General features: G+C 65.7%; 16 protein-coding genes, 1 tRNA gene and 1 pseudogene. 4 read left to right on the top strand and 14 right to left on the bottom strand.

What is annotated here, in order from left to right; all coding sequences use genetic code 11:
* Nucleotides 1–109, top strand: a pseudogene (locus tag WFK61_RS20120) (ABC transporter permease); the annotation flags it as partial.
* Nucleotides 110–323: 214 nt separating this feature from the next.
* Here WFK61_RS20120 and WFK61_RS20115 read toward each other — a convergent pair.
* The 10 genes from WFK61_RS20115 to WFK61_RS20070 all read right to left on the bottom strand — a co-directional run bounded on the left by WFK61_RS20115 (nt 324) and on the right by WFK61_RS20070 (nt 10,843).
* Nucleotides 324–1,432 (bottom strand): IS3 family transposase gene (locus tag WFK61_RS20115; protein WP_336813852.1). Its coding sequence is split into 2 segments (ribosomal slippage): nt 324–1,171 and nt 1,171–1,432, totalling 1,110 coding nucleotides; the frame shifts between segments, so codons are not numbered across the junction.
* Nucleotides 1,433–1,526: 94 nt separating this feature from the next.
* Nucleotides 1,527–1,658: a hypothetical protein gene (locus WFK61_RS20110; protein ID WP_336813851.1), complete on the bottom strand. Its 132-nt coding sequence runs from the start codon at nt 1,656–1,658 to the stop codon at nt 1,527–1,529.
* A 263-nt stretch (nt 1,659–1,921) separates the two neighbouring features.
* Nucleotides 1,922–3,463, bottom strand: a complete 1,542-nt coding sequence (locus WFK61_RS20105; protein ID WP_336813850.1) for a gamma-glutamyltransferase — start codon at nt 3,461–3,463, stop codon at nt 1,922–1,924.
* Complete coding sequence (locus tag WFK61_RS20100) at nt 3,463–4,380, bottom strand: polysaccharide deacetylase family protein (protein ID WP_336813849.1); 918 nt, start codon at nt 4,378–4,380, stop codon at nt 3,463–3,465. The genes WFK61_RS20105 and WFK61_RS20100 overlap by 1 nt, the downstream gene beginning before the upstream one ends.
* A gap of 10 nt (nt 4,381–4,390) precedes the next feature.
* Nucleotides 4,391–5,176, bottom strand: coding sequence for an SDR family NAD(P)-dependent oxidoreductase (locus tag WFK61_RS20095; protein WP_336813848.1), 786 nt, complete (start codon nt 5,174–5,176; stop codon nt 4,391–4,393).
* 10 nt (nt 5,177–5,186) lie between these two features.
* Nucleotides 5,187–6,038: an ABC transporter permease gene (locus tag WFK61_RS20090; protein ID WP_336813847.1), complete on the bottom strand. Its 852-nt coding sequence runs from the start codon at nt 6,036–6,038 to the stop codon at nt 5,187–5,189.
* Nucleotides 6,035–6,961, bottom strand: a complete 927-nt coding sequence (locus WFK61_RS20085; protein ID WP_336813846.1) for an ABC transporter permease — start codon at nt 6,959–6,961, stop codon at nt 6,035–6,037. The genes WFK61_RS20090 and WFK61_RS20085 overlap by 4 nt, the downstream gene beginning before the upstream one ends.
* 6 nt (nt 6,962–6,967) lie before the next feature.
* A complete protein-coding gene (locus WFK61_RS20080) occupies nt 6,968–8,473 on the bottom strand; it encodes an ABC transporter substrate-binding protein (protein WP_336813845.1) in 1,506 nt (501 codons plus the stop codon).
* An 82-nt stretch (nt 8,474–8,555) separates the two neighbouring features.
* Complete coding sequence (locus WFK61_RS20075; RefSeq protein ID WP_336813844.1) at nt 8,556–10,067, bottom strand: ABC transporter substrate-binding protein; 1,512 nt, start codon at nt 10,065–10,067, stop codon at nt 8,556–8,558.
* Complete coding sequence (locus tag WFK61_RS20070; protein WP_336813843.1) at nt 10,064–10,843, bottom strand: GntR family transcriptional regulator; 780 nt, start codon at nt 10,841–10,843, stop codon at nt 10,064–10,066. The genes WFK61_RS20075 and WFK61_RS20070 overlap by 4 nt, the downstream gene beginning before the upstream one ends.
* A gap of 357 nt (nt 10,844–11,200) precedes the next feature.
* On the opposite strand from WFK61_RS20070, the gene WFK61_RS20065 reads away from it, so the two are divergent.
* Nucleotides 11,201–12,613 carry a M20 family metallopeptidase gene (locus WFK61_RS20065; protein WP_336813842.1) on the top strand — a complete coding sequence of 471 codons (1,413 nt, stop codon included), beginning with the start codon at nt 11,201–11,203 and terminating at the stop codon, nt 12,611–12,613.
* An 83-nt stretch (nt 12,614–12,696) separates the two neighbouring features.
* Nucleotides 12,697–13,104, top strand: coding sequence for a hypothetical protein (locus WFK61_RS20060; protein ID WP_336813841.1), 408 nt, complete (start codon nt 12,697–12,699; stop codon nt 13,102–13,104).
* Between the two features lie 368 nt (nt 13,105–13,472).
* Here WFK61_RS20060 and WFK61_RS20055 read toward each other — a convergent pair whose 3' ends face one another.
* The 4 genes from WFK61_RS20055 to mnmA form a co-directional block, all read right to left on the bottom strand.
* Complete coding sequence (locus WFK61_RS20055) at nt 13,473–13,835, bottom strand: site-specific integrase (RefSeq protein WP_336813840.1); 363 nt, start codon at nt 13,833–13,835, stop codon at nt 13,473–13,475.
* Nucleotides 13,836–14,213: 378 nt separating this feature from the next.
* A tRNA-Met gene (locus tag WFK61_RS20050) sits at nt 14,214–14,290 on the bottom strand.
* Between the two features lie 79 nt (nt 14,291–14,369).
* A complete protein-coding gene (locus WFK61_RS20045; protein WP_336813839.1) occupies nt 14,370–15,014 on the bottom strand; it encodes a class I SAM-dependent methyltransferase in 645 nt (214 codons plus the stop codon).
* A gap of 36 nt (nt 15,015–15,050) precedes the next feature.
* Nucleotides 15,051–16,238 (bottom strand): tRNA 2-thiouridine(34) synthase MnmA, encoded by a 1,188-nt coding sequence (gene mnmA / locus WFK61_RS20040; RefSeq protein ID WP_336813838.1) that lies wholly within the window; start codon nt 16,236–16,238, stop codon nt 15,051–15,053.
* Nucleotides 16,239–16,492: 254 nt separating this feature from the next.
* Between mnmA and WFK61_RS20035 the strand changes: the two genes are divergently transcribed.
* Nucleotides 16,493–17,989 (top strand): flagellar hook-length control protein FliK, encoded by a 1,497-nt coding sequence (locus WFK61_RS20035; RefSeq protein WP_336813837.1) that lies wholly within the window; start codon nt 16,493–16,495, stop codon nt 17,987–17,989.
* Nucleotide 17,990: the final 1 nt, after the last annotated feature.

The following is a 17,990-nucleotide window of genomic DNA, read 5'->3' as shown; positions in this document are numbered from 1 at the left end:
GTCGATCGACGCCATGGCGGTGATCTACATGGTCACCACCCTGATCTGGCTCGTCATCGCGCTCCGCTTCGTCAACCCGACGCAGATCGTCGCTCGCGCAAAACGGTAACGGGAGGATTTGAATCTTTATCACCCTACGCTGACAATCCTCTTGCTATCGCAATTGGATCGATTCATCGCGCCGGGCTCGCCATGCGGGAATGGCTACTGCGAGAGCTTCTGACCTGAGCCCATTTTCTCCTCCGTTCTGAGGGAGAGTCCTGGGTTTCTTTGATCCGAGACCGTTTGCTGGACCGCCGGAGGCTGGAGTTTCCGGCCTTCGATCACGGCGGCGGGCTGGGCATGCCACCGGGATTTTGCAGCAGGATCGGGGGCTTGTTGCCGATGGCCCCGTGCGGCCGATCCTCGTTGTAGTATCTGAGCCAAGCCTCCATCTTTTCGGCCGCATCCGCAAGCGTCATGAACCAGTGCGTGTTCAGGCACTCGCTGCGGAAGCGTCCGTTGAACGCCTCGATGAAAGCGTTGTCGGTCGGCTTCCCCGGCCGCGAGAAGTCGAGCGTGACGCCCTTGGCATAGGCCCACAGATCGAGATCGCGGCTGACGAACTCGGAGCCCTGATCGACCCCGATCGTCTTCGGATAGCCCAGCTTCGCGCAGACCCTTTCGAGCGTGGCGACGACATCCTCGGCCCGGTAGCTGAAGCGCGGATCGGCGGCCGGCGAGAAGCGCGAGAAGGTGTCGACCACCGTCAGAACCCGGATCTTGCGCCCCGTGGCGAGCTGGTCATGGACGAAGTCCATCGCCCAGACATCGTTCGGCCGTGTCGCCGGGGCGCGATCCTCGCGCAGCTTCGCCTTGACCCGGCGTTTGGGCGTCTTGTTCCTGAGCTGCAAGCCTAACTCATTGTAGATCCTTCGAATCCGCTTCTGATTGACATGCCAGCCCTCGCCCTCGTGCCGCAGCAGCACGTCGACACGACGATAGCCATAGCGAATGCGGGTCTCGCAGATTGCTTTGATCCGGGCAGCCAAGGGGGCCTGGTCGGGCCGGCACGATTTGTAGTGGTAGCTCGACGTGTCGAGCTCCAGGACCGCACAGGCCCGCCGGATCGACACCTGCCATTCGCCACACATCACGCCGACGAGCTCGCGCTTGCGACCAGGCCTCAGAGCTTTCGGCGGATCACGTCCTGCAGCATCTCGCGGTCCAGCGCGAGATCGGCGACGAGCTTGCGCAGCTTCGCGTTCTCGTCCTCAAGCTGCTTCAGCCGGCGCATCTCGGCCGGCAGAAGCCCCTCGTACTTCTTCTTCCAGTTGAAGTAGGTCGCCTGGCTGATTCCGGCCCGCCGGCAGATCTCCGCCACCGGAATCCCGTCCGCGCCCTGCTTCAGGATGAACGCCTTCTGGGCGTCCGAGAACTTCGAATCCTTCATCGTCTTCCGCTCCTCCCAGCCCAAGGGAAACGACGCGGAAAACTCTAACCCAAAGCGGTCCAGTTTTAAGGGCTCAGATCAATCATCTCCGGCCTCAGGCGTCTTGCTTTTCCAGCATGGGTTTGAGGGCGAGCTCGACGGGCGTGATGTTGCAGAGGGCCGAGTGGGGTCGGCGGCTGATGGGGATCGCGCGCTCGACCAGTTCCGACAAGCCGACCACCAGCATCGACGACACAGCGCTCGTCGAGACGATGGCGGCGATCCCCGACAGCTTCGAGGCCGATGGCTGTCGTCGTCCTCTCCGCCTGCGCCGTGCTATCGTCGGCGTCTTGAGACCAACGACGACGCCTTCTTTGCAGTCCTGGCCGAAGCCCTCCGAGACAATCCTAGCCTGGCACGCAAAGCAGGAACTCGGCTCCTCCTCGCAAGCTGACGCTTGCAAGATACGTCAATAGTGGCCTTGGACCCCAAAGGAGAATGCCCGGGATACTATGACGCGGCCGCAACCACTGCAGCCCACGGACTGGTCGGATGCGCCATCCCGATGAAGCCGCGCTTGGAGGCCATCACGGCGGAGGGAATCGAGAAGTTCACGGGATAGAGCGTGTCCTCGACGATCTCGACCGGGAACGCACCCGCCACGGTCGCCGCGACGTCCGCCTCGGCGCGCGCGTCGATCTTGATGCGCGGGGTCGAGGCATCGATGCGCGGGCGGTGAAACGCCTCCTCGAGCGACAGGCCGAAATCGGCTAGGCCCGAGATCAGCTGCAGAACCGTCGGGAAGATCGTGCGCCCGCCGGCAGCGCCGATGGCAAGCACGGGGCGGCCGCCCTGGCTGAGCACGAGCGGGCACATATTGGCGAGCGGCTTCCTGCCCGCCGCGATACTGTTGGGCTGGCCGGGGCGCGGATCGAACCACATCATGCCGTTGTTCATGATGATGCCGCTCTGCGGCAGCGCGACTTTTGCGCCGAAGCGCGAAAGCAGCGTGTTGGTGAGCGAGACCATCGTGCCAGTGCGGTCGACCACGCTGACATGGGAGGTGCAGCCGGCTTCCGGCGTCGCGGCGTGGCCGAGCGTGTTGAGCCGCTTTTCATAGGCTGCGCGGATGGCGGTCGCGTAGAGCAGGGCAGCCTGGGCTGCCGATGTCTCGCGTGACAGCGGCCCGTCGGCGAGGCGCTGCGCGGCGTCGAAGAAGGTCGGGCCACCGCTGAGGCCCGGCACCGCGGCGATGTGGAAATCGCGATAGCGGCCGGTCAGAGCCGGCGCCCAGACCACGTCGTAGGCGGCCAGATCACGGGCGCGCAGCGGCGAACCGCCTGCTTCAAGGTCGGCGGCGATGGATGTGGCGCTCTCGCCTTCATAAAAATCGCACGCTCCCGCCTTGGCGAGCCGCCTCAGCAGCTTGGCCTTGAGCGTCATCGGCTTGAAGCGCTGTGTGTCGGCGCCGGCCTTCGGGCCATGGCCGTCATCAAGCAAGATCGCCGACAGCGTCGGATCGCGCGCAAGGCCCGGGGCCTCGATCGCAATGCAGAGCGCGGCGAACCAGTCGATTTCCAGGCCGCGTTCGGCATGCTCGATCGCGGGCTGCAGCGCTTCTTCCCAGGAGATCGAGCCATGGCGTTCCAGCGCGGCGGCGAGGCCTGCGATCGCGCCGGGCACGCAGATCGCGCCATAGCCGGAGACGTTGCGGTCCCCGACCACCGAGGGCCAGCTGAACCAGTTGCCGGCCTGCGCATCGGCCAGCGGATAATCCGCCGGGTCGAGCCCCGCGGCGGAGCGCACGTTGAAGTCGAGCGTCTCGGTCGCGCCGGTCCGGCCGTCGGCATGGACGAGGAAACCGCCGCCGCCGATACCCGAGAGCCAGGGCTCGACGGTGCTCAGCACCAGCGCGGCCACGACAGCCGCGTCCATGGCGTTGCCGCCGCGCGAGAGAACATCCGCCCCGGCCTGCGCCGCATGACTATTCTGGGCGGCAACGAGACCATGCGCCGAATGCACGGCCGGCCTCCGGATGCTGAAGGTCTGCATCAGCGCGGCGCCTTGAAGCGATGGGGGGCGCTCGCTTCCGGCAGTCGCATCGACACACTGAAGCGCGCGGCATTGTCGCTGGCGGCATGATGCGCCGCGAGTTCGCCGACGGTCGCGATCCAGGTTCCCGGCGAGGTCGTGATCACGTCGAGCAGCTTTTCCAGCATGCGGACACGGCCGGCCCTTCCGGAAATCCAGTCATGGATCGTCAGCATCATCATGCGGCCTTCGCGGTGGAGCACGTGCCATTCGTCGAGCCAGGCTTCGAGGATGCCGCCTTGCGGCGACGGCGGTGCGCGATCGGTCGGGCTGCCGGTAAAGCGGAAATAGATCGCGTCGTCGACGGCCCAGAGCACCGGTACCTGCGTGACGCCGTCGATCGTGTAGGGGTGGTCGAAACCCATCAGCGAGGAATCGTAGAGGCCCCGACGCTTGACCTCGGCCAGCATGAACGGCGTCATCTCCCAGGCCGGCGAGCGGAAGCCTTTGGGCACGATGCCAGCCTGACTCTTGAACAGCGCCAGCGATTCGTCGAGCGCGCGGGCGAATTCCTCCGGGCCTGCTTCGGTGGCGAGCTCGTGGAAATAGCCGTGCAATCCAACCTCATGACCGCGCGCGACGAAGGCCGGCAGCAGCTCCGGATGGTTCCTGGCAACGAGCCCCGGCACGAACATCGTCGCCTTGATGCCGTAGCGGTCGAGCAGGTCGAGGATCCGCCAGATCCCGATACGCGGCCCGAACAGACGCTGCTCGATCTGGCCGAGCGTCTGCGGGGCGTCAGTCGCGAGGCTCCATTGATAGGGACTCTCGGCATCGACATCGACGCTGAAGCAGAAGGCGCCGCTCTTGCCCTGCGGCCATTCATAGGCGGAGACGGGAAAACGTGCCGGCGCGAGCGGAGGCATGACCTGGTTCATGGCAGTCCTCTTACAGCGCGCTCTTCTTGTCCTGATGGACCACGAGAGAGCCGATCGAGTTGCCGCCATCAACCGTCAGCGTCGCGCCAGTGACATAGGATGACGCGTCGCTGGCGAGGTAAAGCAACGCATTACCGACATCCGCGCGTGAAGACGGCCGCCCCAGCGGAATCTGTGAGATCGTGCTCTGGATATGCGCCTGCGTCAGGCTGCTGACCGTGCTGCCGGCCGCGAAGCCGGGCTCGAGCGCGTTCACGCGGATACCGTATTCGGCCAACTCCACGCCAAAGCCCTTGGTCAGGCGGTCGAGCGCCGTCTTCGAGGTGGAGTAGACGGCAGCAGTCCGTCGCATCTTGCGCGAGGCACCCGAGGAGATGTTGATGATCGAGCCCTTGACGCCCTTGCGAACCATCTGCGTCGCCAGCTCCCGGTTCAGGATGAAAGGCGCGCGCAGGTTGATCGAGAAGATGCGGTCGAACTCCTCCGTGGACGTGTCGAGCAGGAAGGCGCTGGGATAGATTCCGGCATTGTTGACGAGGATGTCGGCGGCGCCCCAGCGCTTGCCGATTTCTTCCGTCAGCGCCTTGATCGAAGCCTCGTCGGTGAGATCGGCGGCCTTGACGAAGCTATCGCCGCCGAGGTCCAGCGTCCTGGCGAAGGCTTCGAGCTCGCCTTCCTTGGCGTCGGTGAGCGCCAGCGTGGCGCCGGCCTCGTGCAGCGTCTCGGTGATCCATTTCCCGATCACGCCGCAAGCCCCGGTGACGAGCGCGCGCTTGCCCTTGATGTCGTCGAACATGGTGCGATCCTTAGCGAAAATGGGGGTCAAGGCGATCGCGCACGGCATCGCCAGTCAGGTTGACGGTGAGCACCAGCGCGAACAGGCAAAGTCCGGGCAGCGTCGCGACCCACCAGGCGGTAGCGACGTAATTGCGGCCGGTGGAGAGCATCGAGCCCCAGCTCGCGGTCGGCGGCTGAACGCCGAGGCCGAGGAAGGAGAGCCCAGCCTCGAACAGGACCATCAGGCCGAACTCCAGGGTCGCAACGACGATAAGCGTGCCCGCGATGTTGGGCAGGATGTGCAGGAAGAGAATTCGCGCATTGCCGGCGCCCGAGAGCACCGCGTTCTCGACATAGGCCATGCCGGCCGTCGCCAATGTTTGCGCATGTGCGACGCGGGCATAGCGCGGCCAGCGCGTGAGGGCGAGCACGAGGACGACATTGACCAGGCTGGGCCCCAGCACCGCGACGGTGATGATGGCGAGAAGCACCGCCGGGATGGACAGGAACACGTCGGCGATGCGCATCACCGCAATCTCGACCCAACCGCGCCGATAGCCGGCGATCAGCCCGAGCGCGGTTCCGAACGCTCCGGAGAGCAGGACGGAGAGCACGGCGACGAGCAGCGAGACGCGCGTGCCGTAGATGATCCGGCTGAGGAGATCGCGGCCGAGTTCGTCAGAGCCGAGCCAGTAGTAGAAGCTGCGCGAAACCGTGCCCGGTGGCTTCAGCCGCCCGACGAGGTTCTGGGCATTCGGATCATAGGGAGCCAGCAGGGGCGCGCAGATCGCCGTCAGGACGAAGACCGCGAGAATGGCGATCGGCCACCAGCGTTTCAGTGGGAAGCGCCGGCGGGACGGCGAAACAGCCGGAGCGCTCATCGTCCGCCCCCCAATGCGATGCGCGGGTCGACGACGCTGTAGAGGAAATCCGAGAGCAGATTGAGCCCGATCGTGACCAGGGCCCCCAGCATGACGACGCCCTGCACGACCAGGAAGTCGCGTGCGAGGATGGCCTGAACCGTAACCTGGCCGAGGCCGGGCCAGGCAAACACCGTCTCGACGATGACCGCGCCGGCCAGCAGGTTCGAGATTTCGAGCGCGGCGACGGTGATGATGGGAATCGCCGCGTTCTTCGCGACATGCCGCAGCAGAATGCGCACCGGACCGACACCTCTTGCGCGGGCCGTGCGGACATAGTCGCGCGTGAACTCCTCGATCAGCGCCGCCCGCGTGATCCGGGCGAAGGTCGCCATCGAAAGCAGGCCGAGCGCAATGGACGGCATGATCAGGTGCGAGAAGCCGCCCGTCGAAGACGGCGGCAGCCAGCCGAGGGTCACGGCAAAGAGCAGGATCAGAAGGATGCCGCTCCAGAAGGTCGGCATGCTCTGGGCCGCGAGCACGAAGCCGGCGGCCGCCTTTGCCGCGGCGCTGTCGCGGAACAATGCGAGCAGGATTCCGATGGGTATGCCGATGCCGCAGGCGACCGTCAGCGCCCCGCCCGCGAGCATCAGCGTGTAGGGCAGGCGCGAGGCGATGATGTCGATCACCGGCACGCGCTGCACCACAGACTGGCCGAGATCGAAACGGGCGAGATCGGCAAGGAAGCCGAGATACTGGACGATCAGCGGCCGGTCGAAGCCCAGCGCGTGGCGCAGGGCTTCGATATCGGCTTGCGTAGCGGTTTCCGGCACGAGGAGATAGGTCGGATCCCCCGTCAGCCGCTGGACGAAGAAGATCAGCGTCGCCACGCCGAAGATCGTGACGAACGCCTGCCCGGCGCGCTGGAGGAGGAAGCCGACCACGCCGCGTCAGTCCTTCCAGCTCATACGGTTGACGAAGATGCTTTCATTGGGCGTGGGGGTCCAAACGAGGTTCTTGGACGTGCCGTACATCTGTGCCGCCTGATAGAGCGGGATCACGAAGTACTCGCTGGCGATGCGTTCGTGCACGGTCTTGTATGCGGCGAGACGCTTGGCCGGATCGAGTGTCTGGCGCCCGGTTTCAAGCGCTTCCTCGATCGTCTTATCCTTGGCGTTGGCCCAGCCGCTGGCGCTGTGCAGAATCGGGAACAGCACGCCGTCCGCGTCCTGGCAGCCGCAGGACCAGCGGCTGAACGCCATCACGGGGATGGAATCGGGGCCACTCTGCATGCGCTTGAGCCAGGAGCCCATGTCGGTCATCTCGATCTTCACGCTGAGGCCGGCATCGACCAGCATCTGCTGCAGGGCCTGAACGACGCGCTGGTCGTAGACCGGCGCGGTGACCAGGGCGATCTCCTGCTTGGCCTTGGGGCCGACCGCCGCAAGCTCCGCCTTGGCCTTGGCGAGATCGAAGGGCAGATCCTTGATCCCCTCGACGAAGCCCTCATGCGCAGGCGAGAGCATCTGGGCCAGCGGCTTCTCGGTGCCGCCGAGCACGCCGTCGGTGATGGCTTGCTTGTCGATCGCCTGGGCGATGGCGCGGCGGACGCGCGGATCGTTCAGCGGCTCCTTCTGAACGTTCATCGCGAGATAGGCGACGCGCTCGGTCAGCACCGGCACGGGCTTGGCGCGCTGCGAGGTCTTGAGCTGGGCGGCGAGATCGCCATCGAGATTGGCGGCGAGGTCCGAGGCGCCGGCCATCAGATTGGCGACGCGCGTCGCGGCATCGGGAATCGCGCGGAAGACGACGCTCGGGAACGCTGCCTTGGTGCCCCAATAGGCGTCGTTGCGGTTGAGCGTCACGGACACGCCGCGCTGCCACGCGCCGAACTTGTAGGGGCCGCTGCCGACCGGCGCCAGATTGAAGGCATCCTTGCCTACGGCCTCGACGACCTTCTTCGGTACGACCGAGAGCTTGACGAGCTGCGCGAGCAGGGCCGGATAGGCACCCTGCGTGGTCAGCGTCACCGTTTTGGCATCGTCTGCGACGGCGTCGATGATCTTGTCGAACTGGCCGAGTTGCGGGCTGGCGAACTTCGGATCGGTGATGCGCTTGACGCTGAAGACGACGTCGTCGGCGGTCAGCTTAGAGCCGTCATGGAAGGTGATGTCGTCGCGCAGCTGGAACTGGATCTTCGTGTCGGAAAGTTGCTTCCACGAAGTTGCGACCTGCGGAGCGATCACCCCCCTGTCGTCGCGTGTAACGAGATTGTCGAAGATGTTGCGGTAGACGTAGTAACTGTCCGGGTTCCACTGGACATGCGGGTCGAGCGAGTTCGGTTCGCCGACGAGGTCGATCGTCAGGCGTTCCTTGGCGGCGAAGGCCGCGCCCCCCGGTAGCGACAGGGAAGCGGCGAGCAGCGCGCTTGCGAGCATTCGGCGTGTTCGCGTCATCAGTCATTCCCCTTTTTGGTTGGCAGCGCCCGGTCTCCTCCCGGCGCCTTGGGCTTGCAGGGCTGCTGGCGGCCGTTACGGCTCAGTCGTTCCAGCTCATCCGGTTCAGGAACATGCTTTCGTTCGGCGTCGGCGTGAAATTCAGGTTCTTGGTCGCGCCATAGATCACGACCGCCTGATAGAGCGGGATCACCGGCGCCTCGGCGGCCACGATCTCATGGACCTGCTTGTAAGCGGCGAGGCGCTTGTCCTTGTCGAGGGTCTGGCGGGCCTCTTCCAGCAGGGCGTCCGTCTTGGGATTGCGGTAGGCCGACCAGCCGCTGCTCTTGTGCAGCAGCGGAAAGAGCACGCCGTCAGCATCCTGGCAGGCGCAGGACCAGCGCCCGAAGCTGAGCGTCGAGGTGCCTTCCGGCCCGGCCTGCGCACGCTTCAGATAGCTCGCCATATCCGACATCGCGATCTTGACGTTGAGCCCGGCATCGCCGAGCTGCTGCTGCACGGCCTGGACGATGCGCTGGTCAAAGACGGGTGCCGTCGAAAGCTCGATTTCGGCCTTCGCCGCAGGGCCGGCTTCGGCGACCAGGGCCTTCGCCTTGGCGAGGTCGTGTTTCGGGCCGGACAGACCGTCGATCCAGCCGAAGATCGCCGGCGTCAGCAACTGTCCCACAGGCTTGTCGAAGCCGCCGAGCAACCCATCGACCAGCCCCTCCTTGTCGATGGCGAGAGCGGCGGCCTGGCGCACCTTGACGTTGTCGAAAGGCGCCTTGGTCGTGTTCAGGCGCAGATAGGCGACACGCTCGGTCAGGCCTGTCAGCGGTTTGGCCTTCGCCGCAGTCTTGAGCTGCGCCGCCTGGTCGCTGTCGAGCGTGACGCCGAGATCGCTGGTGCCCGCCTGGAGATTGGCAAGACGGGTGGCGCTGTCAGGCACGGCCCGGAAGATCACGCTCGGAAACGGCCCCTTCGTGCCCCAATAGGCATCGTTGCGCGAGAGCGTCACTGCAACGCCGCGCTGCCAGCCCTCGAACTTGTACGGCCCGCTGCCGACCGGCTTCAGGTTGAAGGCGTCCTTGCCCACCGCCTCGACGACGGCCTTGGGCACGATCGAGAGCTTGACGAGCTGCGCCAGCAAGGCGGGATAGGGGCCGTTGGTCGTCAGCTTGACCCGTGTCGGCGAGAGTGCGGCGGCATCAGTGATCTTGTCGAACTGGCCGAGTTGGGGGCTGCCGAACTTGGGATCGGTTATGCGCTTGACGCTGAAGACGACATCGTCCGCGGTCAGCTTCGAGCCGTCATGGAAAGCGATGTCGGACCGAAGCTCGAACTCGATCTCGTTGTCGGACAGGTATTTCCAGGAGGTCGCCACCTGCGGGACGATCTCGCCCTTGTCGTCGCGGGTGACGAGATTGTCGAAGATGTTTCGGTAGACGTAGTAGCTATCGGGGTTCCATTGAACCTGCGGGTCCAGCGAGGAAGGCTCGTTGACGAGGTCGACCACGAAGCGCTCTTTGGAGGCTTGAGCGGGAGCGACGCTCCCCAAAGCGAAGATCGCGGCACAGGCCGCGGCGAGAGGATAGTTTCGCCAGGCAACGGTCATGACTGCTTCTCCTTCGACGGGGGGATCGGCCGATCGGCTGTGACAAGCGGCGACTGGGTGGCGCGGCCTCGGCGGGCGGAACGCGCTTGCGGGCGAGCGGGCTGCGCCGACATCGCCAGAAAGCCGTGGGCGATCGCGTCGGCGAAGTGCTTTTGGTCGCGTTCGACCGCTCGCCTGGCGAGATCGCCGTCGCCCGCGCCGAGCGCGGCGACCAGCTCGCCGAGATCCGCAGAGGGGATGGCGTGGCCGCTGAGGTCGAGCATCCGCACGATCCGGTCCGAATGATCCCAGATCTCGCCGAGCCAATCGCTGGCGAAGACGCCCGCGCCGGCAGCAAGCAGGTTGCGCAGTTGGCGCTCGGCGGCGCGGGCCGTAGCAAGCGCTGCGAGTTCGGTCCGCCCCGATACCGACCGGATCATCCCGAGCAGCGCAGTTGCCGTGGAGAGCGCGGGCTCTGCCAGCCTGTGCGCTGCCAAGGTAGGCTCGAGCCGGCGACGCCCGTCGATCACCGCTCCGATCAGCGCACCGTCGATCGGCGCAATCCGCCAGCCCTGCCGGGCATGCCGGCTGACAAAGCGACCCGCTGCCAACTCGGTCAGCGCGACACGAACGCTGGCGCGGCCCAGCCCGAAGCGCTCGGCGAGGGCCGCCTCATGGACGAAGTCACCGGGCGTGAGCTCGCAGGAGACGACAGCCGTGCGCAGCCGGCGGCTGGCGACATCGAGCAGCGCCTCGGCATGAGGAGCAGGAAGGAAAGGGGAGCTTGCATCGAGCATGATCCGAAGCTTGGCTCGCTTCCTGAGATTTCACAAGCCTTTTGTAAGATTTTAAGCGGCTTGCAGATTGCGCCAGTGCAGCTCGTTGCTACGCAGCGATCCGCAGTGCCCGGTTCCTCAACATGGCGCTGAAGGGCGCAGCGAAGCGGGAGCGCACAAAGGCAAACATCGTGTGTCTCGGAGCGCGTCAGCAAAACTCAATCTGCAATAATCGCCGAATCTTCGGGCCAAAATTCAGCCGTTCTGCCGCCCGCCGTGTAGTAGCCTCTCGACGCTGGGGCTGCCGACACCTGGCGATCGTGGCGCCCGCGACCTTCGGCGGCCTCTATGGCGCGGATGCCACCTCGGGAGATGGCTGTGCAGAATACCGATAAGATTTGGACGATCGTCGATTCCAAGCAAGCTGACTATATCGAGTTGAGCGACCGCGTCTTTGAAATGCCCGAGCTCAACTACCGGGAGGTCAAGTCAGCTGCAGCTCATGCCGAGCAGCTTCGGCGCGAGGGATTTCGCGTGGAGACGGGCATTGCCGGCTTGCCGACGGCGGTCATGGGCGAGGCGGGAGAAGACGGCCCGGTGATCGCCATACTTGGCGAATACGATGCGCTGCCGGAGCTATCGCAAGCCCCTGGGATTTCCGAGCACCAGCCACTTCCAAACCAGCCGGCAGGCCATGGCTGCGGCCATAACCTGCTCGGGGCCGGTGCCATGCTGGCGGCAGCGGCGGTGAAGGATTTCCTCGCGGAGCGTGGGCTCAAGGGCCGCGTCCGATATTATGGCTGCCCGGCCGAGGAAGGCGGAGCGGGCAAGGCGTTCATGGTCAAGGAAGGCGCCTTCAAGGATGTCGACATCGCGATCTCCTGGCATCCGGCCGATTTCGCGGCGGTGACGGCAGCCATATCCCTTGCCAACACGACGATCGACTTCGAGTTCTCCGGCCGCGCCAGCCATGCCGCTGCCGCGCCGCATCTCGGCCGTTCGGCACTCGATGCCGCCGAGCTGATGAATGTCGGCGTCAACTACATGCGCGAGCACATACCGAGCGATGCCCGCATCCACTATGCCTATCTGGATGCAGGCGGCATCGCGCCGAATGTCGTGCAGGCCAAGGCCAAGCTACGCTACGTCGTGCGCGCGACGATGGTCTCCCAGGTCCATGAACTCCTCGCCCGCGTCCGGAAGATCGCCGAAGGCGCGGCGCTGATGACGGAAACCACCGTCACCAATGAGGTCGTCAGCGCAATGAGCAGCTTGCTGGCCAACACGCCGCTGGAAGATGCAATGCAGCGTAATTTCGACCGACTTGGCCCGCCGCCTTTCGATGCGGAAGACGTGGCCTTCGCCAGGCAGATGCAGAAGACGGTGACGCCCGCGCATGTCGAAAGCGCCTTCCGCCGCTCGGGATTGCCGATGACGGATTTCCCTCTGTGCAATGCGATCGCGCCCAAGGAGGTGCCGGGGCCGCGGATGATGGGTTCGACCGATGTCGGCGACGTCTCCTGGGCGGTGCCGACGGTCCAGGCGCGCGGCGCGACCTATACGATCGGCACGCCAGGCCACTCCTGGCAGTTGACGGCCCATGGGCAGTCGCCGCTGGCTCACAAGGGCATGGTTCACGTCGCGAAGGTCATGGCAGGTGTCGCCGTGGACGTGCTCGCCGAACCGGGTTTGCTGGAACAGGCCAAGGCCGATTTCCAGGAGCGCCTCATCCGGACGCCCTATAAGGCGCTGTTGCCCGATGATGCCAAGCCGCCTTTCCACATGTTCTGACGCATGAAGGCCGGTGGCCCGGCCTGCGGCTGGCCGGGCCATTCGATGAACAAGGAGATCGTGATCAAACGAAGGACGCCAGTGTGCATTGCGCACAGATCGGCCGCACGCCGGCTGAATTTGCGCGCCGGATCGCCTATCGCTTCGGCGACAGCGTCCGCTGGAGCGAGGCCAAAGAGTTCTTCTTCTTCTTCCGGCCGAAATCAGATGACGCCGACCGCCTCATCCGGATCGCTGAAGTCATCATCCACGAATGGGTGACGGATCCCGCCACCCAGACCCGCCTGGTCAGCTACAAGTCGCTGGGAAAGGGTACGTCGAAGCACTTCCCCGGTCCTGATCGGCTTCATGCCACCCAACACGCGGTCTACCTGCGAGAGATTCTGCTCTCGCAGGTAGGGTCGCCGTCCGAACTGGTCGGTTCTCAGTCATGGCCTAGTTCAGGGCGTTCGGAAGCGGTTCGAAATAGCGGCCCGAAACATCCCACGTGATTGTGCGGCGCGAGCGTGTTGGCGAAGCGCTGCTAGGCGTTAGCGCCTGTCAGCCCTCTCCCAACCTTGGCGTGAAGCATTTTTTGCCTGACGCTTTTCGCGGCAGTGGTGCTTCCGGCCTTAGAAGCTGTAGCTCTCCCATGTCGGCTTTGGCTTTGGCCTCCATCAGAATGGCACGCATCTCGTCGATCAAGGGCTCGTTATGCCGGTAATCTGGCTGAGATCTGCTTCTGACAGCAGGCTGTTGCGGCCATAACGGCCTCCGGCTCCAGCCGTGCCGGCATGGCCGAGGACCCGGTTCCGGGTTCGATCGGACAATTTCAGCTGATCGATCATGTCCGCCATGGTGTGGCGCGTGCTATAGAGCGTCACGTCCTGCCGGGTATGACGCCTTTGCTCTTCAGATATTGCCAGCTTTTGGTGTTGGCCTGGCTCCACCGCTCGCGCCCATCCTTCTTGGTGTAGTTCTCGACGTCGGGGAACAGCCGCGGTTCGCCGATTTCTTGCATGTGATCACGATGGTCGAGCAGGCCCAGATCGATCAGAAGAGGGTGCAGCGGCACGATCCTGGCCGAGTTGCTCGTTTTGAGTTGACGCGTCTCAGCCCGGCTCACACGCTCGCGGCTGGCATCGAAGGGGCGCTGGTCGATATAGGCGTAATCGTCGGTCTGCTTTATGTCGGTGATCTTGAGGGGCGCGACCTCGCCGGGACGCATGCCCGTCAACAGCAAGATCAGGAAATTCCAGCAGTCCGCGAGCAGACGGCTGATAGCGCTGTTGATCGCTCTGCGACGTCTGCAAGGGTATAAGCCATGTCATCCGATCCGCCAGAAGGTGGCGGGCAAGCGCATAGTCGCTGGTTCCCAATGAAAATCGGACTAAGCGACTGGGTAAGCGGGGACTGAACGTCCGCAGTCGCATTTGGAGATAATAGCGGCCGCCTTCACGGCGGGAGAGGTGGGACGAGCGGGCACGCGAAGCCTCGGAAACGAGAGGAATCGGTGTGAGACATCCCCGTGAGATATCTCACAATCCGCAGGCGCGGGACGCTTTCCAAAATTCGATTGATTTCAGAGTCTTGAACGCGATCGGAGGTTCAAGAAAAGAAGTGGTAGCGGGAGAGGGACTTGAACCCCCGACACGCGGATTATGATTCCGCTGCTCTAACCAGCTGAGCTACCCCGCCACAGGGTCGAAGCCGGCAAGCCGGCTCGTCGTCGAGGCGCGATATAGGCGCCGCGACCCGGCCTCGTCAAGCCTTGCGCTCAGCTCTTGTCAACAGAGGCGCGCTTGCGCAGCCGGACGACCTTGAAATAGCCGCGCCCGACATGGACGGTCTCATAGCGGCCCGTCGCCTTCGCCCAGTCGGTCAGGCGGCTGACCTTGAAGTCGGAGCTCCAGCCGACAGCCTTCGAGAGCGGTGCGACCGCGCTCCAGAACGGCGCCAGCATGCCGCCATCGTCGACGAGGCGGCTGGAGATGATGATCTCGCCGCCCGGCTTCAGCACGCGGTCCATCTCGGCCAGAGCCTGCTCGGGATTCGGCACGAGCGTGATCACGAATTGCGCGGTGACGGCATCGAAACGCTCGTCGCCGAAGCCCAGCCGGCAGGCATCCATCACCATCAGGCCACGGACATGGTCGAGCTTCTGGTTCACCACCTTGCGATGGGCGACCCTGAGCATGTCGAGCGAGAGATCGGCGCCCAGCACCCTCGAGCTCGGCGTGAAATAGGGCAGGGTGAGACCGGTGCCGACGCCGATCTCGAGGATGTCCGGGCCGCAGGCGCAGGCTGCTTCCACCGCCTCGCGCTGCGGGCGCGCCAGCATGTTCTGGTAGATCCGGTCGTAGAACTTGGCCCAGGTCGCGTAGACGCGCTTCTGGCCGTCGAGGTCGTAAGTCACCGGCATGATGGGGAATCCGAGCGGAAGAGCGGGCCTGAGCGATCAGGACAGGGCGAGGGCGGCCGGCGCGGATGCGGCCGGCAAGGCGAGGGGGCGCCGCAGGATGGTGCCGCCGCCAAGGACGCGGGAGCCGGGGCCGGCATCGGCATAGATCACGCAGGCCTGGCCCGGCGACACGCCTTCCTCGTCGCTGGCGAGCTCGATGCGCAGGCCGTCCTCGTCGCGGAAGAGGCGGGCCTCGCGGGGAGCGCGGGTCGAGCGGACGCGCACGGCGACGTCGAGCCCTTCCGGCGGCAGGGCGTCGAGCGACGTCTCGCCCAGCCAGTTGAGGTCGCGCAGGCGAACCTCGCGCACGCTCAGCGCCTCGCGCGGGCCGACGATGACGCGGGCCTCGTCGGCGTCGAGGCGCAGCACATAGAGCGGCTCGCTGGCGCTGATGCCGAGGCCCTTGCGCTGGCCGACCGTGTAATGGAGCACGCCGTCATGATGGCCGAGGATGCGGCCGTCGAGATGGACGATGTCGCCGGGGCGGGCCGCGCCGGGCTTCAGGCGCTCGATGACATCGGCATAGCGGCCGTTCGGGACGAAGCAGATGTCCTGGCTGTCGGGCTTGTCGGCGATGGCGAGGCCGAGCTCGGCCGCGAGCGCACGGGTCTGCGCCTTGTCGATATGGCCGAGCGGGAAGCGCAGCAGGTCGAGCTGCTCCTGCGTCGTGGCATAGAGGAAATAGCTCTGGTCGCGGCTGGCATCGGCGGCGCGGAACAGGCCGCGATGACCGTTGCCGAGATCGCGGCTGAGCACGTAGTGGCCGGTCGCCAGCGCGTCGGCGCCAAGCTCCTTGGCGAGATCGAGCAGGTCGCGGAACTTCACGGTCCGGTTGCACTCGACGCAGGGGATCGGCGTCTCGCCGGCGAGATAGCTCTCGGCGAAGCGCTCGATCACCGCGTCGCGGAAGCGGCTTTCGTAATCGAGCACGTAATGGGGGATGCCGATTGTCTCGGCGACGCGGCGGGCGTCGTGAATGTCCTGCCCGGCGCAGCAGGCGCCGGCGCGATGGACAGCGGCGCCATGGTCGTAAAGCTGGAGCGTGACGCCGATGACATCATAGCCCTCGCGCTTGAGCAGGGCTGCGACCACGGAGGAATCGACGCCGCCGGACATCGCCGCGACGACGCGTGTGGCCGCGGGCGGCTTGGCGATGTCGAGGGAATTGCGGAGGGGCGCGGTCATTCTCGGCTGTGTCGTGGCTGGCTCGGGAGGCTCGAAAGGCGGCGTCGGCGCGTCTGCCGGCTCTATACCGGCTTTGCTCCGATGCCGCCAGCAGGATCGGCAAATCCTGCCGGCCTGGGCGTGTCGGACCGGGTCCATATTGCCCGTCCTTCCGGTCAGATGGTTGTAAGTCCTTGATTCAGCAAGGGGCGTTTCTGGCTCGCAACTTGCTGGACCGGGTCGGGCGCGTTGTTGCCCACGTCACGGGACCGTTCATGCCGATCCAGTCTGCGTTCACAAGTCAGGCCCCAGCCGAAGCGCCGGTTGCCCGGTCGCGCGCCGGTCAAACCGAGCAGCGCGAGGGCGGCGAGGTCTTTGCGCTGCCCGAAGCCGAGGCGGCGACCGCCGGAGCCAGCAAGGCGGGGCCGGCCGGCAAGGGCACGGCTTCGCCGGAAGCGGCCGCGGCCAAGGATGCGACCGGTGCGGAGCATGTCATCGATCCGGCCAAGGTGAAGGCGCAATTGGAGGCTTCGAAGGCCGTGGCCTCGCCTGCCGTTCCGACCTCTTCCCCCGTCCAGACCGGCACGGCCGCGCCGCAGGAGCCAAAGACCGATGCGAGCGGGGTCGCGTTCCTGATCGCGATGACCGCCGCCCAGATGGGCGCGCAGGCCAAGCCCTCTGGCGAAGGCAAGGTGACTGAAACCGGCGAGGCTGCCGGCGAAACGCAGGACGGCTCAAAGACAGAGAGCAAGGCCGCAGGCGAAGGTGAGGCTGCGGCCGCAACTCCGGTTCCTGTCCCCGAAGCTCAGGTTCCGTCCCCGGGCGCGCCCATCCCCGTCATGGTCCTGCCTGCGTTGCTGCCGCAAGGTCCGCTCCTGGCTGTCGATGCCGCCGAGGGCGAGGCTGTCGAGGCAATGTCGAGCGAGGGCGGCGCGAAGAAGGATGCGCGGCCGCAATTCGCTGCCGCAGCCGCGGGGTTGCCTGTCATCGCCATGCCGGCGACGGAACAGGCACCGGCCGCAGGCGCTGCCGCTGGCGAGACCAAGGCCGCGCCGGGCGTGCAGGCGGTTGGAACCGCCGGGCCGGGCGTGAAAGAGCTTGCGGAAATACTGGCCAAGGTGGACCAGCCTGTGGCCGCCAACGGCACGCAGATGCCCGCCGAGGTCAAGGCGCTCGACACGCTTCAGCAGCAGCCGGCGACGCCGTTCGACCTTTCGACCCTGTTGCAGCAGGCGCCCGGGAAATCCGGGCATGAGCGTCTGGTCCAGCCGTTCGATCCGAATGTGGCGGCTGGTGCCGCTCCCGGTGCGCCGGGGCAAGGCACGGCAAGCGGCCAGCCGACGCCGATCCATGTCGTGCCGATCGAGATCGGCCTGCGCGCGATGTCGGGCTCGCGGCAATTCGATATCCGGCTCGATCCGGACGAACTCGGTCGCGTCGATGTCAGCCTGTCGATCTCCGACAAGGGCGAGGTTAGCGCAAAGCTGGTCGTCGATCGGGTCGAGACCCTGCATCTCCTGCAGCGCGACGCGCGCACGCTGGAGCGCGCCTTCGAGCAGGCGGGCCTGAAGCCGTCCGACGCCGGCGTCGACATCACCCTGCGCGATCCGTCCGATCAATCGGCCTTCCGCCAGAACCGCCAGCAGGACGAGGCGCCGCAGCGCTCGCGCCAGCCCGAGGGCGCCGATCTGGCCGAGGACGCTCCCCTTTCCATCGACCCCGTTCCGCAGCGCCGCTTCGTCCGGCTCGGCGGCGTCGATCTCAGCATCTGAA

The organism is Allobosea sp. MMO-172 (assembly GCF_037147855.1).
Lineage (GTDB): Bacteria > Pseudomonadota > Alphaproteobacteria > Rhizobiales > Beijerinckiaceae > Allobosea.
This window is presented reverse-complemented; position numbering and strand designations above follow the sequence as displayed.

Excerpts from the sequence above, each read along its gene's own strand:
- WFK61_RS20110 (WP_336813851.1), bottom strand. The coding sequence starts at position 1,658 with ATGCTGGTGGTCGGCTTGTCGGAACTGGTCGAGCGCGCGATCCCCATC.
- WFK61_RS20105 (WP_336813850.1), bottom strand. The coding sequence starts at position 3,463 with ATGCAGACCTTCAGCATCCGGAGGCCGGCCGTGCATTCGGCGCATGGT.
- WFK61_RS20100 (WP_336813849.1), bottom strand. The coding sequence starts at position 4,380 with ATGAACCAGGTCATGCCTCCGCTCGCGCCGGCACGTTTTCCCGTCTCC.
- WFK61_RS20095 (WP_336813848.1), bottom strand. The coding sequence starts at position 5,176 with ATGTTCGACGACATCAAGGGCAAGCGCGCGCTCGTCACCGGGGCTTGC.
- WFK61_RS20090 (WP_336813847.1), bottom strand. The coding sequence starts at position 6,038 with ATGAGCGCTCCGGCTGTTTCGCCGTCCCGCCGGCGCTTCCCACTGAAA.
- WFK61_RS20080 (WP_336813845.1), bottom strand. The coding sequence starts at position 8,473 with ATGACGCGAACACGCCGAATGCTCGCAAGCGCGCTGCTCGCCGCTTCC.
- WFK61_RS20075 (WP_336813844.1), bottom strand. The coding sequence starts at position 10,067 with ATGACCGTTGCCTGGCGAAACTATCCTCTCGCCGCGGCCTGTGCCGCG.
- WFK61_RS20070 (WP_336813843.1), bottom strand. The coding sequence starts at position 10,843 with ATGCTCGATGCAAGCTCCCCTTTCCTTCCTGCTCCTCATGCCGAGGCG.
- WFK61_RS20045 (WP_336813839.1), bottom strand. The coding sequence starts at position 15,014 with ATGCCGGTGACTTACGACCTCGACGGCCAGAAGCGCGTCTACGCGACC.
- mnmA (WP_336813838.1), bottom strand. The coding sequence starts at position 16,238 with ATGACCGCGCCCCTCCGCAATTCCCTCGACATCGCCAAGCCGCCCGCG.
- WFK61_RS20035 (WP_336813837.1), top strand. The coding sequence starts at position 16,493 with ATGCCGATCCAGTCTGCGTTCACAAGTCAGGCCCCAGCCGAAGCGCCG.